At 65.8% G+C, this 21,386-nt stretch carries 21 protein-coding genes and 1 pseudogene; 16 read left to right on the top strand and 6 right to left on the bottom strand.

From position 1 onward, the window contains the following. Positions 1 to 13: 13 nt before the first annotated feature. The 16 genes and pseudogenes from VGG53_RS16900 (at position 14) to VGG53_RS16975 (ending at position 16,980) form a co-directional block, all read left to right on the top strand. Positions 14 to 412, top strand: coding sequence for a hypothetical protein (locus VGG53_RS16900; RefSeq protein ID WP_331519222.1), 399 nt, complete (start codon positions 14 to 16; stop codon positions 410 to 412). Between the two features lie 283 nt (positions 413 to 695). Continuing rightward, positions 696 to 1,073 carry an NADH-quinone oxidoreductase subunit A gene (locus tag VGG53_RS16905; protein WP_331519223.1) on the top strand — a complete coding sequence of 126 codons (378 nt, stop codon included), beginning with the start codon at positions 696 to 698 and terminating at the stop codon, positions 1,071 to 1,073. Between the two features lie 8 nt (positions 1,074 to 1,081). Further along, positions 1,082 to 1,636: an NADH-quinone oxidoreductase subunit B family protein gene (locus VGG53_RS16910; protein ID WP_331519224.1), complete on the top strand. Its 555-nt coding sequence runs from the start codon at positions 1,082 to 1,084 to the stop codon at positions 1,634 to 1,636. Beyond that, entirely contained in the window at positions 1,633 to 2,373 is a 741-nt protein-coding gene (locus VGG53_RS16915; RefSeq protein WP_331519225.1) for an NADH-quinone oxidoreductase subunit C, read from the top strand. Before VGG53_RS16910 ends, VGG53_RS16915 begins: the two co-directional genes overlap by 4 nt. Beyond that, complete coding sequence (nuoD, locus tag VGG53_RS16920; RefSeq protein WP_331519226.1) at positions 2,373 to 3,698, top strand: NADH dehydrogenase (quinone) subunit D; 1,326 nt, start codon at positions 2,373 to 2,375, stop codon at positions 3,696 to 3,698. Before VGG53_RS16915 ends, nuoD begins: the two co-directional genes overlap by 1 nt. After that, positions 3,695 to 4,480: an NADH-quinone oxidoreductase subunit NuoE gene (nuoE, locus tag VGG53_RS16925; protein ID WP_331519227.1), complete on the top strand. Its 786-nt coding sequence runs from the start codon at positions 3,695 to 3,697 to the stop codon at positions 4,478 to 4,480. Before nuoD ends, nuoE begins: the two co-directional genes overlap by 4 nt. Further along, positions 4,480 to 5,805 carry an NADH-quinone oxidoreductase subunit NuoF gene (gene nuoF / locus VGG53_RS16930; RefSeq protein WP_331519228.1) on the top strand — a complete coding sequence of 442 codons (1,326 nt, stop codon included), beginning with the start codon at positions 4,480 to 4,482 and terminating at the stop codon, positions 5,803 to 5,805. Before nuoE ends, nuoF begins: the two co-directional genes overlap by 1 nt. Further along, entirely contained in the window at positions 5,802 to 8,204 is a 2,403-nt protein-coding gene (locus VGG53_RS16935; RefSeq protein WP_331519229.1) for an NADH-quinone oxidoreductase subunit G, read from the top strand. The genes nuoF and VGG53_RS16935 overlap by 4 nt, the downstream gene beginning before the upstream one ends. After that, positions 8,201 to 9,478 carry an NADH-quinone oxidoreductase subunit NuoH gene (nuoH, locus tag VGG53_RS16940; protein ID WP_331519230.1) on the top strand — a complete coding sequence of 426 codons (1,278 nt, stop codon included), beginning with the start codon at positions 8,201 to 8,203 and terminating at the stop codon, positions 9,476 to 9,478. Before VGG53_RS16935 ends, nuoH begins: the two co-directional genes overlap by 4 nt. Continuing rightward, positions 9,450 to 10,016 (top strand): annotated as a pseudogene (gene nuoI / locus VGG53_RS16945) (NADH-quinone oxidoreductase subunit NuoI); the annotation flags it as partial. The gene nuoH and the pseudogene nuoI, both read left to right, overlap by 29 nt. Before the next feature lie 8 nt (positions 10,017 to 10,024). Then, positions 10,025 to 10,807 carry an NADH-quinone oxidoreductase subunit J gene (locus VGG53_RS16950; RefSeq protein ID WP_331519232.1) on the top strand — a complete coding sequence of 261 codons (783 nt, stop codon included), beginning with the start codon at positions 10,025 to 10,027 and terminating at the stop codon, positions 10,805 to 10,807. After that, positions 10,807 to 11,106: an NADH-quinone oxidoreductase subunit NuoK gene (gene nuoK, locus VGG53_RS16955; RefSeq protein WP_331519233.1), complete on the top strand. Its 300-nt coding sequence runs from the start codon at positions 10,807 to 10,809 to the stop codon at positions 11,104 to 11,106. Before VGG53_RS16950 ends, nuoK begins: the two co-directional genes overlap by 1 nt. 3 nt (positions 11,107 to 11,109) lie before the next feature. Next, positions 11,110 to 12,990: an NADH-quinone oxidoreductase subunit L gene (nuoL, locus tag VGG53_RS16960; RefSeq protein WP_331519234.1), complete on the top strand. Its 1,881-nt coding sequence runs from the start codon at positions 11,110 to 11,112 to the stop codon at positions 12,988 to 12,990. Continuing rightward, complete coding sequence (locus VGG53_RS16965) at positions 12,984 to 14,615, top strand: NADH-quinone oxidoreductase subunit M (protein ID WP_331519235.1); 1,632 nt, start codon at positions 12,984 to 12,986, stop codon at positions 14,613 to 14,615. The genes nuoL and VGG53_RS16965 overlap by 7 nt, the downstream gene beginning before the upstream one ends. Continuing rightward, positions 14,612 to 16,213 carry an NADH-quinone oxidoreductase subunit NuoN gene (nuoN, locus tag VGG53_RS16970; protein WP_414688983.1) on the top strand — a complete coding sequence of 534 codons (1,602 nt, stop codon included), beginning with the start codon at positions 14,612 to 14,614 and terminating at the stop codon, positions 16,211 to 16,213. Before VGG53_RS16965 ends, nuoN begins: the two co-directional genes overlap by 4 nt. Next, the gene (locus VGG53_RS16975; RefSeq protein WP_331519236.1) at positions 16,210 to 16,980 is read left to right on the top strand and encodes an enoyl-CoA hydratase; all 771 of its coding nucleotides are present in this window, start codon (positions 16,210 to 16,212) and stop codon (positions 16,978 to 16,980) included. Before nuoN ends, VGG53_RS16975 begins: the two co-directional genes overlap by 4 nt. Positions 16,981 to 17,030: 50 nt before the next feature. Here the strand turns inward: VGG53_RS16975 and VGG53_RS16980 are convergent, their stop codons facing one another. The 6 genes from VGG53_RS16980 to VGG53_RS17005 all read right to left on the bottom strand — a co-directional run. Then, the gene (locus tag VGG53_RS16980) at positions 17,031 to 17,300 is read right to left on the bottom strand and encodes a three-helix bundle dimerization domain-containing protein (RefSeq protein ID WP_331519237.1); all 270 of its coding nucleotides are present in this window, start codon (positions 17,298 to 17,300) and stop codon (positions 17,031 to 17,033) included. A gap of 106 nt (positions 17,301 to 17,406) precedes the next feature. After that, complete coding sequence (locus VGG53_RS16985; RefSeq protein WP_331519238.1) at positions 17,407 to 17,847, bottom strand: hypothetical protein; 441 nt, start codon at positions 17,845 to 17,847, stop codon at positions 17,407 to 17,409. A gap of 17 nt (positions 17,848 to 17,864) precedes the next feature. Then, positions 17,865 to 19,124: a DUF58 domain-containing protein gene (locus VGG53_RS16990; RefSeq protein ID WP_331519239.1), complete on the bottom strand. Its 1,260-nt coding sequence runs from the start codon at positions 19,122 to 19,124 to the stop codon at positions 17,865 to 17,867. Positions 19,125 to 19,130: 6 nt separating this feature from the next. Then, positions 19,131 to 20,093: a MoxR family ATPase gene (locus VGG53_RS16995; RefSeq protein WP_331519245.1), complete on the bottom strand. Its 963-nt coding sequence runs from the start codon at positions 20,091 to 20,093 to the stop codon at positions 19,131 to 19,133. A gap of 37 nt (positions 20,094 to 20,130) precedes the next feature. Continuing rightward, entirely contained in the window at positions 20,131 to 20,613 is a 483-nt protein-coding gene (locus tag VGG53_RS17000; protein ID WP_331519240.1) for a hypothetical protein, read from the bottom strand. Next, positions 20,610 to 21,386, bottom strand: a 777-nt coding sequence (locus VGG53_RS17005) for a DUF4129 domain-containing protein (protein ID WP_331519241.1), incomplete at its 5' end; no start/stop codon positions are given. The genes VGG53_RS17000 and VGG53_RS17005, both read right to left, overlap by 4 nt.

Genomic DNA, 21,386 nt, shown 5'->3' on the forward strand with positions numbered 1-21,386 from the left:
TAGCATCTGCACCGTGCCCGACACCAGACCCCTGAAGATCCTCGTGTACAGCGACAACGCCAAGACTCGACAGGACGTCATGCTGGCGCTGGGCAAACGGGTGCACCCGGACCTGCCCGAGTTGAGCTACATCGAGGTCGCGACCGGGCCGGTCGTGATCCAGCAGGTAGACGCCGGCGGCATCGATCTGGCCATCCTCGACGGGGAGGCCACCCCCGAGGGCGGCATGGGCATCGCTAAGCAGCTCAAAGACGAAATCGACGACGGGCCGCCGATCGTGGTGCTGACCGGCAGGCGCGACGACGCGTGGCTGGCCAACTGGTCACGCGCCGAGCGTTCGGTCCCCCATCCGATCGACCCGATTCGGCTCAGCCGCACTGTGCTCGAGTTGCTGCGCACCCCGGTGCAGTAGCCGCTGACCCGGCTTGCCGAACAGCGCAGCCCTGCCATTGCACAGGGTCCTAACACGTTCCCCTTTCTTCAGTCGTAGCCAAGCCGAATGGCTTTGCGCCCTTGGCAATTCGTAACTTGTACATGGTCGGCGTGGCGAGTCATGCATCGGCGTGCCCACCACCCATGTGGTTGTGGTTGAGCTCACAACTAGACTGCTGAGCGCGGGACAGCACACGGTCGCTAGGCTGTGGTTGCGCTCACAGTCCAGCCCCTAGACCACAGTGAGGGAGCGTCTTCGCGGGATGAATCTCTACCTGCCCATCCTCGTACTCGGAGGGATCGCCGCAGCCTTCGCGCTCGGCTCGGTTGCGCTCGCCCAGGTCACCGGCCCGTCGCGGTACAACCGGGCGAAGCTGGAGGCGTACGAATGCGGGATCGAGCCGAGCGACCAGCCGGCCAACGCACCGCACGCCGGCAGCGGACAGCGGTTCCCGGTGAAGTACTACCTGACGGCGATGCTGTTCATCGTCTTCGATATCGAAATCGTGTTCTTGTACCCGTGGGCGGTCAGCTACGACCAGCTGGGACTGTTCGCGCTGATCGAGATGGTGGTGTTCATGCTCACCGTCTTCGTGGCCTACGCATACGTGTGGCGCCGCGGTGGCTTGACGTGGGATTGAGGTAAATCGTGGGCCTGGAAGAGAAACTACCGAGCGGCTTCTTGCTGACGACCGTTGAACAACTGGCGGGATACTTTCGCAAGAACTCGTTGTGGCCGGCCACATTCGGATTGGCCTGCTGCGCGATCGAGATGATGGCCACTGCCGGCCCGCGATTCGACATCGCACGCTTTGGCATGGAGCGGTTTTCAGCGACACCCCGGCAGGCCGACCTGATGATCGTCGCCGGCCGGGTCAGCCAGAAGATGGCGCCGGTGCTGCGTCAGATCTACGACCAGATGGCCGAACCGAAATGGGTACTTGCCATGGGCGTCTGCGCATCGTCGGGTGGCATGTTCAACAACTACGCGATCTTGCAGGGCGTGGATCACGTCGTACCGGTGGACATCTACCTGCCCGGCTGCCCACCGCGTCCGGAGATGCTGCTCTACGCAATCCTCAAGCTGCACGACAAGATTCAAGAGATGCCGCTGGGCGTCAACCGCGAGCAGGCCATCGCCGAGGCGGAGCAGGCGGCACTTGCCGCCCGGCCGACGATCGAGATGCATGGGCTGCTGCGATGAGTTCGCCGGAACACGATCCCAAGCGGGCAGCCAGCGAGGTCGGCGGAACGCCCGTTGGCGCCGACACCTCCGACGCCGAGGTGATCGGCGTCCGCCACGGCATGTTCGGCGTCCGGGGCAGCGGTGACACGTCGGGCTACGGACGACTGCTTCGGCAGGTCACCATCGACGAAGGCAGCCCGCGCCCCTACGGCAGCTACTTCGACGAGGTGGTCGACCGGCTGGCCGAGGCACTGAAGGAAGCCGACGACGTCGAATTCGCCGACGCCGTCGAGAAAGTCGTGGTCTACCTTGACGAGCTGACGCTGCACGTGCGTCGCGAGCTGCTGCCGCAAGTCGCGCGCCGGCTCCGTGACGATCCGCAGCTGCGCTTCGAGTTGTGCCTGGGTGTCAACGGCGTGCACTATCCGGACGAGAGCGGACGCGAATTGCATGCAGTGTACCCGCTGAACTCGATCACCCACGGCCGACGTGTTCGGCTGGAAGTGGCAGCGCCAGACGGTGATCCGCACATCCCCTCGTTGTTCGCGATCTACCCGACCAACGACTGGCACGAGCGCGAGACCTACGACTTCTTCGGCATCATCTTCGACGGCCACCCGTCGTTGACCCGCATCGAGATGCCCGACGACTGGCAGGGACATCCGCAGCGCAAGGACTATCCGCTCGGTGGCGTCCCGGTGGAGTACAAGGGCGCCACGATTCCCCCGCCCGACGAGCGGAGGTCCTACAACTGATGAGCGAAACCACCAGCACCGCGCGCGACGACGGCTCCGACACCTTGATCGCTGTCACCGGCCAGGATTGGAACCAGATCGTCGAGGCGGCCCGCAAAGGCGAACCCGGTGAACGGATCGTCGTCAACATGGGACCCCAGCACCCGTCCACCCACGGCGTGCTGCGGTTGATCCTGGAGATCGAAGGCGAGACCGTTACCGACGCCCGGTGCGGAATCGGCTACCTGCACACCGGAATCGAGAAGAATCTCGAGTACCGGTACTGGACGCAGGGCGTGACATTCGTGACTCGAATGGATTACCTGTCACCATTTTTCAATGAAACCGCCTTCTGCCTGGGCGTGGAGAAGCTGCTCGGCATCACCGACCAGATCCCCGAACGGGTCAGCGTCATCCGGGTGATGATGATGGAGCTCAACCGGATCTCCTCGCACCTGGTCGCTTTGGCGACCGGCGGAATGGAACTGGGCGCGATGACGCCGATGTTCACCGGCTTCAAGGGCCGCGAGATCATCCTCAACCTGTTCGAGTCGATCACCGGGCTGCGGATGAACAGCGGGTACATCCGGCCCGGCGGTGTCTCCCAGGACCTGCCACCGGACGCAAAGACCGAGATCGCTGAAGCACTCAAGCCGTTGAAGGTTACGCTGCGCGAAATGGGCGACCTGCTCAACGAGAGCGCCATCTGGAAGGCGCGCACCAAGGATGTCGGCTATCTGGACCTGACCGGCTGCATGGCGCTGGGAGTGACCGGGCCGTGTCTGCGAGCCACCGGGCTGCCGCACGACCTGCGCCGCGCCGAGCCCTACTGCGGATATGAGCACTACGAGTTCGACGTGATCACCGACGATGGTTGTGATGCCTACGGCCGCTACATCATTCGGGTCAAAGAGATGTGGGAGTCGGTGAAGATCGTCGAGCAGTGCCTGGACAAGCTACGTCCCGGACCGACCATGGTCGAGGACCGCAAGATCGCCTGGCCTGCTGATTTGAAAGTCGGTCCCGACGGCTTGGGCAACTCACCGGAGCACATCGAAAAGATCATGAGCGGCTCGATGGAAGCGTTGATCCACCACTTCAAGCTGGTCACCGAGGGCATCCGGGTGCCGGCCGGGCAGGTCTACGTCGCCGTCGAATCGCCCCGCGGCGAGTTGGGCGTGCACATGGTCAGCGACGGCGGGACACGTCCGTATCGGGTGCATTACCGGGACCCGTCGTTCACCAATCTTCAGGCCGTCGCCGCGATGTGCGAGGGCGGCATGGTTGCCGACGTGATCACCGCGGTGGCCAGTATCGACCCAGTGATGGGCGGGGTGGACCGATGACCGCAGCACAATCTCCCGGCGCCAGCAGCAACGGCGAACGGGTGTTCATCCGGCTTGGCCCGCCGCCCGAAGAACCGGGACAGTTCGTCACCGAAGGCGCTCCGCAGACATACCCGGCCGATGTGCAGGCACGGCTGGAGGTCGACGCCACGGAGATCATCGGCCGCTATCCCAATCCCCGCTCCGCGCTGCTGCCGCTACTGCACCTGGTCCAGGCACAAGACGGTTATGTGACTCCGGCAGGCATCGAGTTCTGCGGCGAACAACTCGGATTGACCGGCGCCGAAGTTGCCGCTGTCGCAACCTTTTACAGTATGTATCGGCGCGGACCCACCGGCGAATACCTGGTCGGGGTGTGCACCAACACGCTGTGCGCGGTGATGGGCGGCGACGCGATCTTCGACTCGCTCAAAGAGCACCTGGGCATCGGCAACGACGAGACGACGTCCGACGGATCGGTCACCCTGCAGCACATCGAGTGCAACGCGGCGTGCGACTACGCACCGGTGGTGATGGTCAACTGGGAGTTCTACGACAACCAGACCACCGAGTCGGCGCGCAAGCTCGTCGACGGGCTGCGCTCCGGCAACCCTCCCGCTCCGACGCGCGGTGTGCCATTGTGCAAATTCAAAGAGACCGAGCGGATCCTGGCCGGTTTCCCCGACTCGCGGCCGGACGAGGGTCAAGGCGGAGCCGGCGCGGCCACACTGGCCGGGCTGCGCGTCGCCAAGGAGCGCAGTATGACGGCCCCGGCGGCCGACAGCTCAGGGGAAGGTCGGTAATGGCGTCGCCAACACCATTGACTCCGGTGCTGAGCCGCTTCTGGGACGACCCCGAATCGTGGACCCTGGACACCTATCGCCGCAACGAGGGCTATCAGGCGCTGGACAAAGCCTTCAAAATGGAACCCGACGCGGTGATCACCGCCGTCAAGGATTCCGGGCTGCGCGGTCGCGGCGGCGCGGGCTTCTCGACCGGGACGAAATGGTCGTTCATCCCGCAGGGCGACACCGGCGCGGCCGCCAAACCGCACTACCTGGTGGTCAACGCCGACGAGTCGGAACCTGGTACGTGCAAAGACATTCCGCTGATGCTGGCCACCCCGCACGTCCTGATCGAAGGGGTGATCATCGCGTCGTACGCGATTCGGGCCAGTCACGCCTTCATCTACGTGCGCGGTGAAGTGCTGCCGGTGTTGCGACGCCTGCAGAACGCAGTGGCCGAGGCGTACGCCAACGGCTACCTGGGCCGCGACATCGCCGGTTCGGGCTACGACCTCGAATTGGTCGTGCACGCCGGCGCCGGCGCCTACATCTGCGGCGAGGAGACGGCGCTGCTCGACTCGTTGGAGGGCCGCCGCGGCCAGCCGCGACTACGTCCGCCGTTCCCCGCGGTCGCCGGCCTCTACGACTGCCCGACGGTGATCAACAACGTCGAGACCATCGCCAGCGTCCCGTCGATCATCCTCAACGGCGTGGACTGGTTCCGGTCCATGGGCAGCGAGAAATCGCCTGGCTACACGCTTTATTCGCTGTCGGGGCACGTGACTCGACCCGGCCAGTACGAGGCGCCACTGGGCATCACCTTGCGAGAACTGCTCGATTACGCCGGCGGCGTGCGGGCCGGACACACGTTGAAGTTCTGGACGCCCGGCGGATCGTCGACACCGCTTCTCACCGACGAACACCTGGACGTCCCACTGGACTACGAGGGTGTCGGATCAGTCGGCTCGATGCTGGGCACCAAAGCGCTGGAGATTTTCGATGAGACCACCTGCGTGGTGCGCGCGGTGGGCCGGTGGACCGACTTCTACCAGCACGAGTCGTGCGGCAAGTGCACGCCGTGCCGCGAGGGCACGTTCTGGCTGAGTCAGATCTACCACCGCCTGGAAGCCGGTCACGGCACGGCCGAAGACCTGGACAAGCTGCTGGACATCTCCGACGCGATTCTCGGTAAGTCGTTCTGCGCCTTGGGCGATGGCGCGGCAAGCCCGGTCGCGTCGTCGATCAAATTCTTCCGCGACGAATACGTCGCGCATGTCGAGGGCGGCGGCTGTCCGTTCGACCCCCGGGAATCCATGCTCGAGGCAGACGGAGTGAGGGTATGACTCAAACCGCCGACACCGGAGAGAAGGTCACCGAGCCCGAATTGGTGACGCTGAACATCGACGGCACCGAGATCAGCGTCCCCAAGGGAACTTTGGTGATTCGGGCCGCCGAGCTGATCGGCGTACAGATTCCCCGGTTCTGCGACCACCCGCTGCTGGACCCGGTCGGCGCGTGCCGCCAATGCATAGTGGAGATCGAAGGCCAGCGTAAACCCATGGCGTCGTGCACCATTCCGGTCGCCGACGACATGGTGGTCCGCACCCAATACAGCTCCGAGGCCGCCGACAAGGCGCAGCACGGCGTGATGGAGCTGCTGCTGATCAACCACCCGCTGGACTGCCCGATGTGCGACAAGGGCGGTGAGTGCCCGCTGCAGAATCAGGCGATGTCCAACGGCCGCCCCGATTCCCGGTTCGAGGACGTCAAACGCACATTCGCTAAACCGATCAACATCTCCTCGCAGGTGATGCTGGACCGCGAGCGCTGCATCCTGTGCGCGCGCTGCACCCGATTTTCCGACCAGATCGCCGGCGACCCGTTCATCGAAATGCTCGAACGTGGTGCGCTGCAACAGGTCGGCATCTACGCCAACGAACCATTCGAGTCCTATTTCTCCGGTAACACCGTGCAGATCTGCCCGGTCGGTGCGCTGACCGGCACCGCCTACCGGTTCCGGGCCCGGCCATTCGACCTCGTCTCCACCCCGAGTGTGTGCGAGCACTGCGCGTCGGGATGTGCCCAGCGCACCGACCACCGCCGCGGGAAGGTACTGCGGCGGCTGGCCGGCGACGAGCCCGAGGTCAACGAGGAGTGGAACTGCGACAAGGGCCGGTGGGCCTTCACCTACGCCACCCGGGGTGACCGGATCACCACTCCCCTGGTACGAGACCCAGACGGCTCACTCGTGCCCGCTTCGTGGCCGCATGCGGTGGCCGCGGCGATCGAGGGACTCACCACCGCGGCCGGCGGTGCCGGCGTGCTGCCGGGTGGCCGGCTGACTGTCGAAGATGCGTACGCCTACTCGAAGTTCGCCCGAATCGTGTTGGGCACCAACGACATCGACTTCCGCGCCCGCCCACACTCCAGCGAGGAGACGCAGTTCCTGGCGGCCCGGGTCGCGGGCAGGCCGATCACGACCAGCTATGCCGATCTGGAGTCGGCGCCGGTGGTCCTGCTGGCCGGCTTCGAACCGGAGGAAGAGTCGCCGATTGTGTACCTGCGGCTGCGCAAAGCAGCCCGCAAGCACGGGCTGGCGGTACACGCGGTTGCGCCGTTCGCCAGCAACGGGTTACAGAAGATGCAGGGCACGCTGATCGAGACCGTGCCCGGCGGTGAGGCCGCCGCGTTGGACGGGCTGGCCGGCGGTGAACTCGGCGATCACCTGTCTAAGCCCGGGGCGATCATCATCGTCGGCGAACGCCTGGCCAGTGTGCCCGGCGGATTGTCTGCCGCAGCCCGGCTCGCCGACAGCACCGGCGCGCAGCTCGCGTGGGTGCCCCGCCGCGCGGGCGAACGCGGCGCGATCGAGGCCGGCGCCCTGCCGGGGCTGCTGCCCGGCGGTCGACCGCTCGGCGACGAGACCGCCCGTGCACAGGTCTCGCAGGCCTGGCACGTCTCCGAATTGCCTTCCGCCGCAGGGCGTGACGCCGACGGCATCCTGGCTGCGGCTGCCGACGGCACACTGGGCGCACTACTGGTCGGCGGTATCGAACCCGACGACTTCGCCGACCCCGCCGCGGTCCTGTCCGCGCTGGACGCCGCGGGCTTCGTGGTGAGTCTGGAGCTGCGGCGCAGCGCGGTGACCGATCGCGCCCACGTGGTGTTCCCGATCGCGCCGGCCGCGGAGAAAGAGGGCACCTACATCAACTGGGAGGGCCGCCAGCGCAGCTTCCCGGCCGCGCTACCGCCCGCCGCCACACCGGACCTGCGTGTCCTCGACACCCTGGCCGACGAGATGGGTATCGACCTCGGCTTCCCCACGGTGGCCGCCACCCTTGCCGAATTGAACGGATTGGGCACCTGGGATGGCGAGGCCGTCCCCGCGCCCAGTGTCGCCGCAGCCACGGCGCCCACACCCGGCGCCGGCGAGGCCGTGTTGGCGGGTTGGCGGATGCTGCTCGACGACGGACGGCTGCAGGACGGCGAGCCACACTTGGCCGGTACCGCGCGCACGCCGGTGGTGCGGTTGTCGTCGGCGACGGCGGACGCGATCGGCGCCACTGACGGGGCCGACGTCACAGTCAGCACCGCACGCGGCGGGATCACCCTGCCGTTGACGATCACCGAAATGCCCGACCACGTGGCGTGGCTACCGCTGAACTCGACGGGCTCGGCAGTGCACCGGCAGCTGGGCGTCACGCCCGGTGCGGTCGTGAACATTGGAGTGAGCAAACAATGACCGGTTTCGGGCACGACACCTGGTGGCTGATCCTGGCCAAGGCGCTTCTCGTCTTCGTGTTCCTGGTGCTGACCGTGCTGATAGCGATCCTCGCCGAACGCAAGATCCTGGGACGGATGCAGCTGCGCTGGGGACCCAACCGTGTCGGCCCCCGCGGCTATCTGCAAAGCCTGGCCGACGGCATCAAGCTGGCGCTGAAGGAGCCGATCACACCATTCGGTGTCGAAAAGCCGATTTTCATTCTGGCACCGGCTATTTCGACAATTCCCGCGATCACGGCTTTTGCGTTCATCCCGTTCGGGCCGCAGGTCTCGGTCTTCGGTCACTGGACCCCGCTGCAAGTGACCGACCTGCCGGTGGCAGTGCTGTTCATCCTGGCGCTCTCGTCGATCGGGGTCTACGGCATCGTGCTGGCGGGCTGGTCGTCGGGCTCGACCTATCCGCTGCTGGGCGGGGTGCGCTCTACCGCGCAGGTGATCTCCTACGAGGTCGCGATGGGACTGTCGTTCGCCACCGTATTCCTTTACGCCGGAACGATGTCCACCTCGCAGATCGTGTCGGCCCAGGACCGGGTCTGGTACGTGTTCTTGCTGCTGCCGTCGTTCACCACCTACCTGGTGTCCATGGTCGGTGAGACCAACCGGGCGCCGTTCGACCTGCCCGAGGCCGAAGGTGAACTGGTCGCCGGTTTCCACACCGAGTACTCGTCGCTGAGCTTCGCGATGTTCTATCTCGCCGAGTACATCAACATGACCACGGTGTCGGCGCTGGCTGCAACGCTGTTCATGGGCGGCTGGCACGCGCCGTGGCCGCTGAACATGTGGGCGGGCGCCAACAGCGGCTGGTGGCCGGTGCTGTGGTTCACCGCCAAGGTGTGGGTCTTCTTGTTCTTCTACTTCTGGCTGCGGGCCACGCTGCCACGGCTGCGTTACGACCAGTTCATGGCGCTGGGATGGAAACTTCTCATCCCCGTGTCGCTGGTCTGGGCGCTGATCGCCGCGGCGATCCGCACCCTGCGTAACCAGGGTTACCCGCACTGGACGTCGCTGCTGGTCGGCGCCAGCATCGTCGTCACCGTCGTGCTGCTGGCATTGCTGCAAAGACCGTTCAGCAACAAGCAAATTCGCAAAAGGCGGCGCCGCAATGAGTCGGCGGAGGCGGTGTCAGTACAAGCGGCGTCAATACAAGCGGCGTCCGTCGAGCCGGCATTTCCCACGCCGCCACTGCCCGGCCGGTCGCCGGTGCCGGCGACCAAGGAGGCTGCACATGGCTAAATTCCTGAGTTCCATCGCCGGGTTCGGCGTCACGTTCGGCTCGATGTTCAAACGGCCCGTCACCGAGGGATATCCGGAAAACCCTGGCCCGGTGAAGCCGCGCTACCACGGCCGCCATCAGCTCAACCGCTACGCCGACGGTCTGGAGAAATGCATCGGCTGCGAGCTGTGCGCATGGGCGTGCCCGGCCGACGCGATCTACGTCGAAGGCGCCGACAACACCGACGAGGCACGGTTTTCGCCCGGCGAACGCTACGGGCAGGTCTATCAGATCAACTATCTGCGCTGCATCGGATGCGGGCTGTGCGTCGAAGCCTGCCCGACCCGCGCGTTGACGATGACCAATCACTACGAGATGGCCGACGACAACCGCGCCGACCTGATCTATGAGAAGGTCAACCTGCTGGCTCCCTTGCAGGAAGGGATGATCCCGGCACCGCACCCCCGGGCCGAAGGGTCCACCGACGCCGACTACTACCGCGGCAACATCACCGCAAAAGGCCTGCGCGACAACCGGAATCCGGACGTCATCCCGTGATCGCTCCGATGACCAGTGTGCTGGCCGCCGACGTCCTCACCCGCACCTCCACCGGTGAAGCGGTGACGTTCTGGCTGCTGGGCACGCTGGCGCTGATCGGCGCGCTGGGTGTGGTGATGGCCGCCAACGCGGTGTACTGCGCGATGTCGCTGGCGATGACGATGATCGTTCTCGCGGTGTTCTACATGATCGAAGATGCTTTGTTCCTCGGCGTGGTGCAGATCGTGGTCTATACCGGCGCGGTGATGATGCTGTTCCTGTTCGTGCTGATGCTGATCGGCGTGGACTCAGCGGAATCCCTCGTGGAGACGCTGCGCGGACAACGAGCTGCCGCGGTGGCCGCCGGTCTGGGATTCGGCATCGTGCTCATCGCCGGTATCGGCAACGTCAGCACCCACGGTTTCGCCGGACTGACGCAGGCGAATGCCGAAGGCAATGTCCAGGGTCTGGCGGCGCTGATCTTCACCCAATACCTGTGGGCGTTCGAGCTGACCAGCGCGCTACTGATCACGTCCGCCATCGGCGCGATGATCCTGGCGCACCGGGAGCGCTTCGAGCGCCGCAAGACACAGCGCGAGATGTCCATCGAGCGATTCCAGCCCGGCGGGTACCCCACCCCGCTTCCCGGTCCCGGTGTCTATGCCCGGCACAACGCGGTCGACACCGCCGCACGGCTTCCCGATGGCTCCTTCTCCAGGTTGTCGGTGCCCGCGGTACTGGAAATACGGACATTTGACGACCAGGGCGTGCCGTCCGGTCGTGGTTCCAACGGTTCTGAGAACGGTGCGTGATGAATCCGCAGAATTATCTGTACCTGTCCGCGCTGCTGTTCACCATCGGCGCTGCCGGTGTGCTGTTGCGGCGCAACGCGATTGTGATGTTCATGTGCGTCGAGCTGATGCTCAATGCGGTCAACCTGGCCTTCGTCACGTTCGCCCGGCTGCACGGTCACCTCGACGGCCAGATGGTGGCCTTCTTCACGATGGTCGTCGCCGCCTGCGAGGTGGTGATCGGCCTGGCCATCATCATGACGATTTTCCGTGCCCGCAAATCGGCTTCGGTCGACGACGCCAACCTGCTCAAGGGCTGAGGGATGACACATTTAATCTGGCTGCTCGTCGCGCTGCCCGCTGCCGGCGCCGCGATATTGCTGATCGGCGGTAGGCGCACCGATCGCTGGGGACACCCGCTCGGCTGCGCCACGGCGCTGGCGTCGTTCGGAGTCGGTGTGGCACTGCTGTCCGACATGCTCGGCCGGCACGGCGACGCCCGGACCATCAGCCAGAATCTGTTCGCCTGGGTACCGGTGGGCAGCCTGCACGTCGACTTCGGGCTACAAATCGACCAGCTGTCAATCTGTTTCGTGCTGCTGATCACCGGGGTGGGGTCGCTGATCCACATCTACTCGGTCGCCTACATGGCCGAAGATCCCGATCGCCGACGCTTTTTCGCCTACCTCAACTTGTTTCTCGCGGCGATGCTGCTGTTGGTGGTGGCCGACAACTTCCTGGGCCTCTACGCCGGGTGGGAAGGCGTGGGCCTGGCGTCCTATCTGCTGATCGGGTTCTGGTATCACAAGCCCAGCGCGGCCGTCGCGGCCAAGAAGGCCTTCGTGATGAACCGGGTCGGCGACGCCGGGCTGGCGCTGGCCATCTTCGTGATCTTCGCCAACTTCGGCACGCTGTCCTACTCCGGCGTTTTCGGGTCGGCAGCGGGGGCAAGCCACGGCGCGCTGGCCGCGATCGGTCTGTTGTTGCTCTTGGGCGCCTGCGCCAAATCCGCGCAGGTTCCGCTGCAGGCCTGGCTCGGTGACGCGATGGAGGGCCCCACCCCGGTGTCCGCGCTGATCCACGCCGCCACCATGGTTACCGCCGGCGTTTATCTGATCGTGCGATGCAACCCGCTGTACAGCCTTTCCCCCGATGCCCGACTCGGCGTGATCATCGTCGGTGCGGTCACGCTGTTGTTCGGGGCGATCATCGGTTGCGCGAAGGACGACATCAAGCGCGCGCTGGCAGCCTCCACGATGAGCCAGATCGGCTACATGGTGCTGGCGGCGGGCCTGGGGCCGGCCGGCTATGCGTTCGCGATCCTGCATCTGCTCACCCACGGCTTCTTCAAGGCGGGCCTGTTCCTTGGCTCCGGCGCGGTGATCCACGCGATGGACGAGGAACAGGACATGCGCCACTACGGCGGACTGCGTAGCGCGCTGCCGATCACCTTTGGCACCTTCGGGCTTGGCTACCTGGCGATCATCGGGGTGCCCCCGTTCGCCGGCTTCTTTTCCAAGGACGCCATCATCGAAGCCGCGCTGGGAGCCGGCGGAGCCGGCGGCTGGATACTGGGCGGCGCTGCCCTGCTGGGCGCCGGTATCACCGCGTTCTACATGACCCGGGTGATGCTGCTGACATTCTTCGGTGAAAAGCGTTGGGCCGCAGGCGCACACCCACATGAAGCGCCCGCATTGATGACCTGGCCGATGATCCTGCTCGCGGTCGGGTCGGTGTTCTCCGGCGGGCTGCTGGGCTGGGGCGGCACGCTGCAGCACTGGCTTGAACCGGTGACCACATTCCAGGAGAGCTCACCGGTGGCGGCGTCGTGGGTGATCAGCGCGGTGGCCGTCGGCGTCGTCGCCGTCGGGTTCCTGATCGCCCTGTGGCGTTACCTCGGGCGCGTGCCCGAGATGGCACCTGCCGACGTGTCGGTGCTGACCGTCGCCGCGCGCACAGATCTGTACGGCGACGCGTTCAACGAGGAGGTGTTCATGCGACCGGGTGCACAGCTCACGCACGCGCTGGTCGAGTTCGACGACCAGGGTGTGGACGGCTCGGTCAACGCGCTGGCCAGCTTAGTGGGCCGCACCTCCGAGTGGCTGCGCAGCTTCCAGACCGGATTCGCCCGCAACTACGCGTTGTCGATGTTGGCAGGCGCGGCGCTGGTCGTCGCGGCAATCCTGGCGGTGCAACTGTGGTGACGCTGCCGTGGCTTTCCGCGCTGTGGCTGGTGCCCTTGATCGGCGCCGTGCTGATCATCCTGGTGCCACCGGGAGGGCGGCAGCTCGCCAAGTGGCTCGGCCTGACCGTGTCGGTGGCCGTGCTGGTGCTGTCGATCGCGCTCGCGGTGGGTTTCAAGACCGGCGGCCCGACCTACCAATTCGTCGAATCTCACCCGTGGATACCGGCATTCGGCGCCGGATACACCCTTGGTGTCGACGGCATCGCGCTGGTGCTGGTGCTGCTGACCACCGTCCTGGTGCCCGTCCTACTGGTGGCCGGCTGGAACGACACTGCCGATGCTGACGACCCGCTGCGCCCGGCTCCGCCGAGCTTGCGATCGTCAGGAGGTGAGCGATCGCGCGGCACGCAGGCCTACGTTGCACTGACCCTGACGATCGAATCGATGGTGCTCATCTCGGTGGTCTCGCTGGATGTGCTGCTGTTCTACGTGTTCTTCGAGGCGATGCTCATCCCGATGTATTTTCTCATCGGTGGTTTCGGGGGCGGTGTCCAGCGGTCCCGCGCGGCGGTGAAGTTCTTGCTGTACAACCTCTTCGGCGGTCTGATCATGCTGGCCGCCGTCATTGGGCTGTATGTTGTGACAGCACAGCATGGTTCGGGAACGTTCGACTTCCGTGCGATCGTCGCCGCCGTCACAACGGGTTCGCTGGGCGCGTCGTCGGGCGTGCTCAAGGCCCTGTTCCTGGGTTTCATGTTCGCCTTCGCGATCAAGGCGCCGCTGTGGCCGTTCCACCGCTGGCTGCCCGACGCGGCGGTGGAATCGACTCCGGCGACCGCAGTGCTGATCACCGCGGTGATGGACAAGGTCGGCACGTTCGGAATGCTGCGCTACTGCCTGCAGTTGTTCCCTGACGCGTCAACGTATTTCCGCCCCGCGATCGTCACACTGGCGGTGATCGGTGTCATTTACGGCGCGATTGTGGCGATCGGCCAGACCGACATCATGCGACTGATCGCCTACACGTCGATCTCACACTTCGGCTTCATCATCCTGGGCATCTTCGTGATGACGACTCAGGGCCAGAGCGGCTCGACGCTGTACATGCTCAACCACGGCATCTCCACCGCCGCGGTGTTCCTGATCGCCGGATTCCTGATCTCGCGCCGCGGCACCCGCTCGATCGCGGCCTACGGCGGTGTGCAGAAGGTGGCGCCGGTGCTGGCCGGCACCTTCCTCATCGCGGGCCTGGCGACCGTCTCGCTGCCAGGGCTGGCGCCGTTCGTCAGCGAGTTCCTGGTGCTGATCGGTGCATACAACCGCTACTGGCTGTCCGCGGCATTCGGTGTGACCGCGCTGATCCTGTCCTCGATCTACATCCTGTGGCTGTACCAACGGCTGATGACCGGCCCCGTCACAGCGGGCAACGAGCGGATCCGCGACCTGGTGCCCCGCGAAATCCTGGTCGTCGCACCGCTGATCGCGCTGCTGTTGGTGCTCGGGATCTACCCGAAGCCGGTGCTCGATATCATCAACCCCGCAGTGGGTAACACCATGGCGACCATCGGTCAGCACGACCCCGCACCGATCGTCCGGCCGGGCACTGCGCACCTACCCGGGATAGCGGAAGGACCGCGCCGATGACCTCGATCTCTGTGCCCACGCCCAGCGTCGAATACGGGCTGCTCGCACCAATATTCATCGTCTTCGGGGTTGCTGTGGTCGGTGTGCTGGCGGAGGCGTTCCTGCCACGGCGGGCTCGCTATGGTGCGCAGGTCCTGCTTGCGCTCGGCGGCTTGATCACCGCGGCCGTGGCTGTTGTCATCGTCGCCAGGCAGCTCGATCCCCCGGGCCGCTATGCAGTCCAGCACGCACTGGCCGTCGACGGCCCGGCCCTGCTGTTGCAGGGTGCGATCCTGTTGGTGTCGGTGCTCGCCGTGCTCTTTTTCGCCGAGCGCCACCGTGGCGACAACCCGGCCGCCGGACCCGGCGCCGCGACTGCCACCGCACCACCCGCGGGGTTGGATTCGTTTACGCCACAGGCGTCGGCGGTGCCGGACAGTGCGGCCGAGCATGAGGCGGAGCGGGCCGGGGCAAGCCAGACCGAGGTATTCCCGCTGACGATGCTCGCGGTCGGCGGCATGCTGGTGTTCCCGGCCGCCAACGACCTGCTGACCATGTTCGTGGCGCTCGAGGTGCTGTCGCTGCCGCTGTACCTGCTGTGCGGGCTGGCCCGCCATCGCCGGTTGGTGTCTCAGGAAGCATCGGTGAAATACTTCCTGCTGGGCGCCTTTTCGTCGGCGTTCTTCCTGTACGGCGCTGCATTTCTCTACGGCGCCACCAACACGCTGTCACTGCCCGGTATCGCCCATTCGCTGGCGGCCAACCACAGTCACTCGATGGCGCTGATCGGTGTAGCGCTGTTGTCGGTCGGACTGTTGTTCAAAGTCGGTGCGGTGCCATTCCATTCGTGGATTCCCGACGTCTATCAGGGTGCGCCGACCCCGATCACCGGGTTCATGGCCGCCGCCACCAAAGTCGCGGCGTTCGGCGCGCTGCTGCGGGTCTTCTACGTCGCGCTGCCACCGCTGCACGACCAGTGGCGGCCAGTGTTGTGGGCCATTGCGATATTGACCATGGCGGTCGGCACGGTCACCGCGGTGACCCAGACCGACGTCAAGCGGATGCTGGCGTACTCGTCGATCGCTCACGTGGGCTTCATCCTCACCGGTGTGATCGCAGCCATCCCGGCCGGTCTCGCAGCGACGATGTTCTATCTCGTCGCCTACAGCTTCAGCACGGTGGGAGCGTTCGCTGTCGTGGGTCTGATCCGTAACTCGCACGGTGAAGAGGACGCCACCACGTCGCACTGGGCGGGGCTGGGCCAGCGCTATCCCGTTGTCGGCCTGCTGTTTTCGATGTTCCTGCTTGCCTTCGCCGGAATCCCGCTGACCAGCGGGTTCGTCAGCAAGTTAGCGGTGTTCTCGTCGGCGGCCGCGGGCGGCGCGGTGCCTTTGGTCATCATCGGTGTGATCGCCAGCGCCGTGGCCGCCTACTTCTACGTGCGAGTGATCGTGCTGATGTTCTTCACCGAGCCGCACACCGAGCAGGTGCACGTGGTGATGCCCGGCTTCTGGAGCAAAGCGGCCATCGCGGTGTGCGCGGTGGTCACCATCGGCTTGGGTATCTACCCGCAGCCGCTGCTCGATCTCGTCCAGCAGGCCGCGCAATTCCTGACATGACGCCGGTTCTCAGCGAGGACACCGGGCCGGTTCGGGTACTGACAATGAACCGGCCCGCGGCACGGAACGCGTTGAGCCCGCTGCTGATTGGGACGCTGTATGCCGCGCTGAGTGAAGCTGACGACGACCAGTCGGTGCGGGTAGTGGTGCTGACAGGGGCCGACCCCGCGTTTTGCGCCGGCGTCGACCTCAAAGAGGCCCAGCGGCTGGGCACGGTCTACTTCGAGCAGTTTCAGACCGAGAGCTGCATCCGCCGAACATCCACGATGCACAAGCCGATCATCGGCGCCATCAACGGCGCGGTGTTCACCGGCGGACTGGAGATGGCGTTGGGTTGCGACTTCCTGATCGCTTCCGAGCGTGCGTTTTTCGCCGATACCCATGCCCGCGTCGGAATCCTGCCCGGCGGCGGGATGACGGCGCGGCTTCCCCAGCTGGTCGGTGCAGGGATGGCACGCCGGTTGTCGATGACGGGCGAAGTGATCGACGCAGCCCGCGCTGAGCAGATCGGGCTGGTCACCGAAGTCGTGCCGCACGATCAGCTACTGCCTCGGGCCGTCGAGCTGGCCGGCCAAGTCGCCGAAGTACCTGCTCCAATCATGGCCGGCCTCAAGGAAATCTACGTCAGCGGTGCTGCCGCGATCACGGATCCGGCCCTTGCCGCCGAACAGACCATCGCCGGTGCGCAAACGTTGGATCGGGACGCCTTGAAAGACCGCTACCTGGAGGTCAGCGCGCGAAACCGCAGCCAGATCCCGCGGCCTTAAGCAAGCAGGCCGGCTGTAGTCGGTCGGTGGACTTTGGCTGCGGCGCGACGCTACACCGCGGCAGTGGTCTTGACGTCGGTCCCACCCATATCGTCCAGCGCGACTGCCGCCAGATCCGGCCGCAAGACGCTCAGCTCCTCGAGTTCCTCGTCCGCGCGCCGTTGCACCAACAACGGAATGAAGCCTCTGACCCGGCTGCTCTGGAACTGCGAATACGTATGGCGTACCACAGCGGTTACGTGGTCGACCGGAAGAGATGAGTACTTCTCGGCGAGGCGACGCTCGACGTCGTTGATCAACGCCCGCTCTTCTCGAGGCACCCCGATATTGTTGCCCCCATCCGAATTCCGGTCAAGACGTTCTGTCCAAGCAGATTTTGAGTAATCCCAGGATAAGAGCACTTTTTGCGGCAGCAGCCGGAGATGGCTAGCCATCGTCGTCACGCAGGAAAGGCCGGGTGGCGAGCAGATAGATCGCCAACGCCGCCACCGGCGCCAGCAACGGCAACCACGGCAACCGCAGCGGAAACGCGGTCGCGACCACGCCGACCAGCGTGAACCCCACGGCAGACACCATCGTGGCCCCGCTCACCGCGTCAAGCCCGGCGCGGCCACCCGCCGCATGCCGCAGCACCAGGTAAACGGCCGCCGACAACCCGGACACCGCGGCCACGCCGGCCGGCGGGCCGGACAGTGCGATCGCGACCACGGTGAGCAACACCGCAAGCGTCGACACCGGGCGAAGCACGACCCCGGCCGCCACCGCGACCACGGCCGACGTCGCCGCCACCAGGGTCGGTCCGTGCGACCCGACACCGACCGCCGCCACCATCAGCAGCCCGGATGCCGTTGCCAAGATCTGTGCCATCAGTCGCGCGCCACGCCTCATGATCGGCGGCCCGTCAGCGGCCGACGGTGATCGGGCAACGCCCGCATCGACTGATCCAGAGAGCGATCCGCCTGCCAGGCCAACACGTCGACGCCCACTGTGCCCATGTCGCGGTACATCGCCGAACGCTGCAACGCCCACATCCGGTCGACGAGTGGGTCCTGATGGGCGGCGCCGAACGGGGCGCCCTGCAGCACATCGACCGCCATCACAACGTGACCGCGGCGGCGCAAGTCGATCAGCGCCAGCGCGAACTCGGTGTCGAGCAGCGTGGAGAATCCGACCACAATTGCGCCGGACGGAATTGCTGCCCGCGGCGCCAAAGTCCCAGTGGTGCTTTCGAATTCATCGCCGGTGTCGAGTACGGTGTCGAGCACTCGGTAGAACTGCCGCTGCCCGATATCCGCGCCCAGCCAGCGGGGTTTTCGGCCGCCGAGCGCGACGATACCGGCCCGATCGCCGTTGCGCAGCGCGGTCTGCACCACTTGGGCGGCACCGCGCACGATCCGCTCGGTGGCATCCGTCGCGGGGCCCGCGGGCTGCGGGTAGCCGTCGATCAGCACCACCACATCCGCGGACCGGTCGGTCAGCCGCTGGGTGACATGCAGGCGGCCGCGGCGGGCACTCACTGGCCAGTTGACAGTGCGCAGCTGGTCCCCGGGCACATACGCGCGGATGTCGGCGTACTCGACACCGCGACCGATGTGCCGGGTCAGGTGAGTGCCCAGCCGGTCGAGCAGCTCGGTCGGCGGGAGGGCTGTCGGCTGAGACGGCGTTATGGGAAAGACGGTCACCTCTGCTGCGTCGACGGTCCCGGTCCCGACCAGCAGCCCGCCATGCGCGACGACTTCCACAGTGGCCCGAACGGGATACCGTCCCCAACGTTCGGCGCCGGTCGCCACCGTCTGCTGCTGGCCAGACTTCCGCTGAACAACGTCGAGCCGCATCCCGTCGACCGCCGACGCCGTGAGTTCTACTGCGGCACCATATGTTTCGGTGTCAGCCCACAACGTCATCTGAGTCTGCTCGGCCTCGAAGCAGCGCTGCGAACCTGGTTCGGCATGAACGCTGACTCTCGGCAGCGGCCGCTGCCAGCTGACTGAACACAACACACCGAGCAGCGGCGCGGCGAATGCGATCAGCTGCCAGCACGATCTGATCAAGCCGGCGGCCAGCGCGAGCGCGGCGCAGGTGGCGATCGCACGCGTCAATGCTGATGCGCGCCAACGCAGCTGAACCTCCCGTATCTCGATCACCCGGACTTACTGCGGACCACCGCGCGTTCGCGGAACCGGCAACCGTCGCAGGAGTTCCTCGACGATGTCCGAGCCTTGAATTTTCCGTACCCACATCTCCGGCCGCAACGTGATCCGATGGGCCACAGCGGGCGTGGCGAGCGCCTTGATGTCTTCGGGGATCACGTAATCGCGGCCAAGAAGTAACGCGCGAGCACGGGCCAGCTGCACCAGATCGATTTCCGCACGAGGGCTGGCGCCAACCACCACCTGTGGGTGATGCCGAGTCGCGACGGCCAGCGAGACGACATAGTGCAGGACGTCTTCGTGCACACTCACCTGCTCGACGGACTCGCGCATCGCCAGCAGATCATGCGCGTCGACAACCTGGTTGATCAGCGGCTCGGCCGACCCCCGGTCCAGGCGGCGGCGCAGCATCGACGCCTCGTCTTGCTCGGAGAGGTAACGCAGTTCGAGGCGAACCGCGAACCGGTCCAGCTGTGCTTCGGGCAGTGGATAGGTGCCCTCGTATTCGATCGGATTATCGGTCGCCAGAACGATGAACGGCTGGGGCAGCCGATGGGTGACGCCATCGATGCTGACCTGTCCCTCGGCCATCGCCTCCAGTAGCGCCGCTTGAGTCTTCGGCGGTGTCCGATTGATCTCGTCGGCCAGCAGTAAGTGGGTGAAGATCGGGCCGGGACGGAACTCGAAGTGGCCCGACTGCATGTCGTAGACCGTCGAGCCGAGCAGGTCCGCCGGCAACAGATCGGGGGTGAACTGCACGCGGGTGAAATCCAGCCCGAGTGCCACGGCGAAGGAGCGGGCTATCAGCGTTTTGCCGAGACCGGGCAGGTCTTCGATCAGCACGTGCCCGCGCGCGAGCACTGTCGTGAGAATGAGTGTGAGCGCCGACCGCTTGCCCACCACGACGCGCTCGATCTCGTCGAGTACCTCCACCGCACGGGCGGTGGTGGTCGCCGCCGGCATGGCCGTCTCCGAGGTCATAGTCGACGCGTCCCCCCTGTCATACCTGCTCCAACCGTTCCAGGATTTCCTGGAGCATCGCCCGGCCCGGCCCCGGTTCGCCCGCGCCGTGATGCGCAACGTTGTTGGGGTCCACCCACATCCACAGCTCGGCGCCGAAAAGCATCCGCCCCGTGGCATCGAAAGCTGCTGGGTCCTTTGCCTGTTTTTCTCCGGTCGCGATCGCGAAGCGCCGCGCCAGCATTGGGCGCAGGTGCCGGTCCCAATCGGCCCGGGTTGATTCCGAGCGGTGAATCAGTGTCTCGGTCCGGGACAACCAGCTACGCAGCGATTCCTCGAGGGCGTTCGGGGTCGTCGGCGGTGACGATTCGAAGTCGCGGCCCAGGAACTGGCGCACATTGACCAGTGCGAAAAGTACCGCGGCGCCAGCCGTCCAAAGCACGAGCCGGCGATCGTGCAGTGACAACGCCGTCAGCTCCGCGCACAATACCACTGAAAAGCCAAGTGCAATAAGTTTTTTCATACCGAACTCCGCATGTCAGCGAGAACCAGCTGCAACACGCGAAGGGCGCTGCTGCGATGCGCCTCGGTCATCACATGTGGACTGAAGCGCGCCTCCTCGAACAGGTTCACCAGTTCGGCGGCGTTGTCGACGTGCAACGTATGATGTTCGACGGCTCGGGCCAAAACCTCTGTCGGAGTGTCGAACTCCTGCGGGACGGCTGCGGGGAAATGCCGGAGTTCGCGTTCCATCGCCGCGTAGCACGCGATGATCGCCTGTCGCGGTTCATGATCAGGGTCCTCGATCGCGGCCAGCCCGCTTTCGGCCGCCCGCACCAGCGACGTGGTCGCAGCGGTCGCGGCCGGCTCGCTGAGCGGTCGAGCGGCAGGCATGGGCGGCGCGGGAACCCGACGTCGACGGGCGCCGATAGCGCCCACGACGATAAGCGCCAGCAGTACCAGCGTGCTGACGATCAGATAGCGCAGCACGTCACGATCCGCACCGGTGTCCTGCGGACCCGGCGGTCGAGACGCGTCGCCCGGCGGAGGGGACGCGGCCGATCGCGGCGCCGACGGTGGCTGATCGACTCCGTGCGGCACGACGAAGTGTGCGAGCACCCACACCAGGACCAGCCAGGCCACCAGCACCGCGCCCCCGATAATCAACACTCGCCAGGCCGGTCGGCCGCGGCCGTCGAAGAACCTTTTCGGCAAAGGATTGGCGCTGGCCGGCGCCCGGCGCGGATCGCGCAGCCGGGTGATGACCGCCACGGCCACGATCACCAGTGAAACGCT

It is taken from the genome of Mycobacterium sp. (assembly GCF_036490025.1).
Lineage (GTDB): Bacteria > Actinomycetota > Actinomycetes > Mycobacteriales > Mycobacteriaceae > Mycobacterium.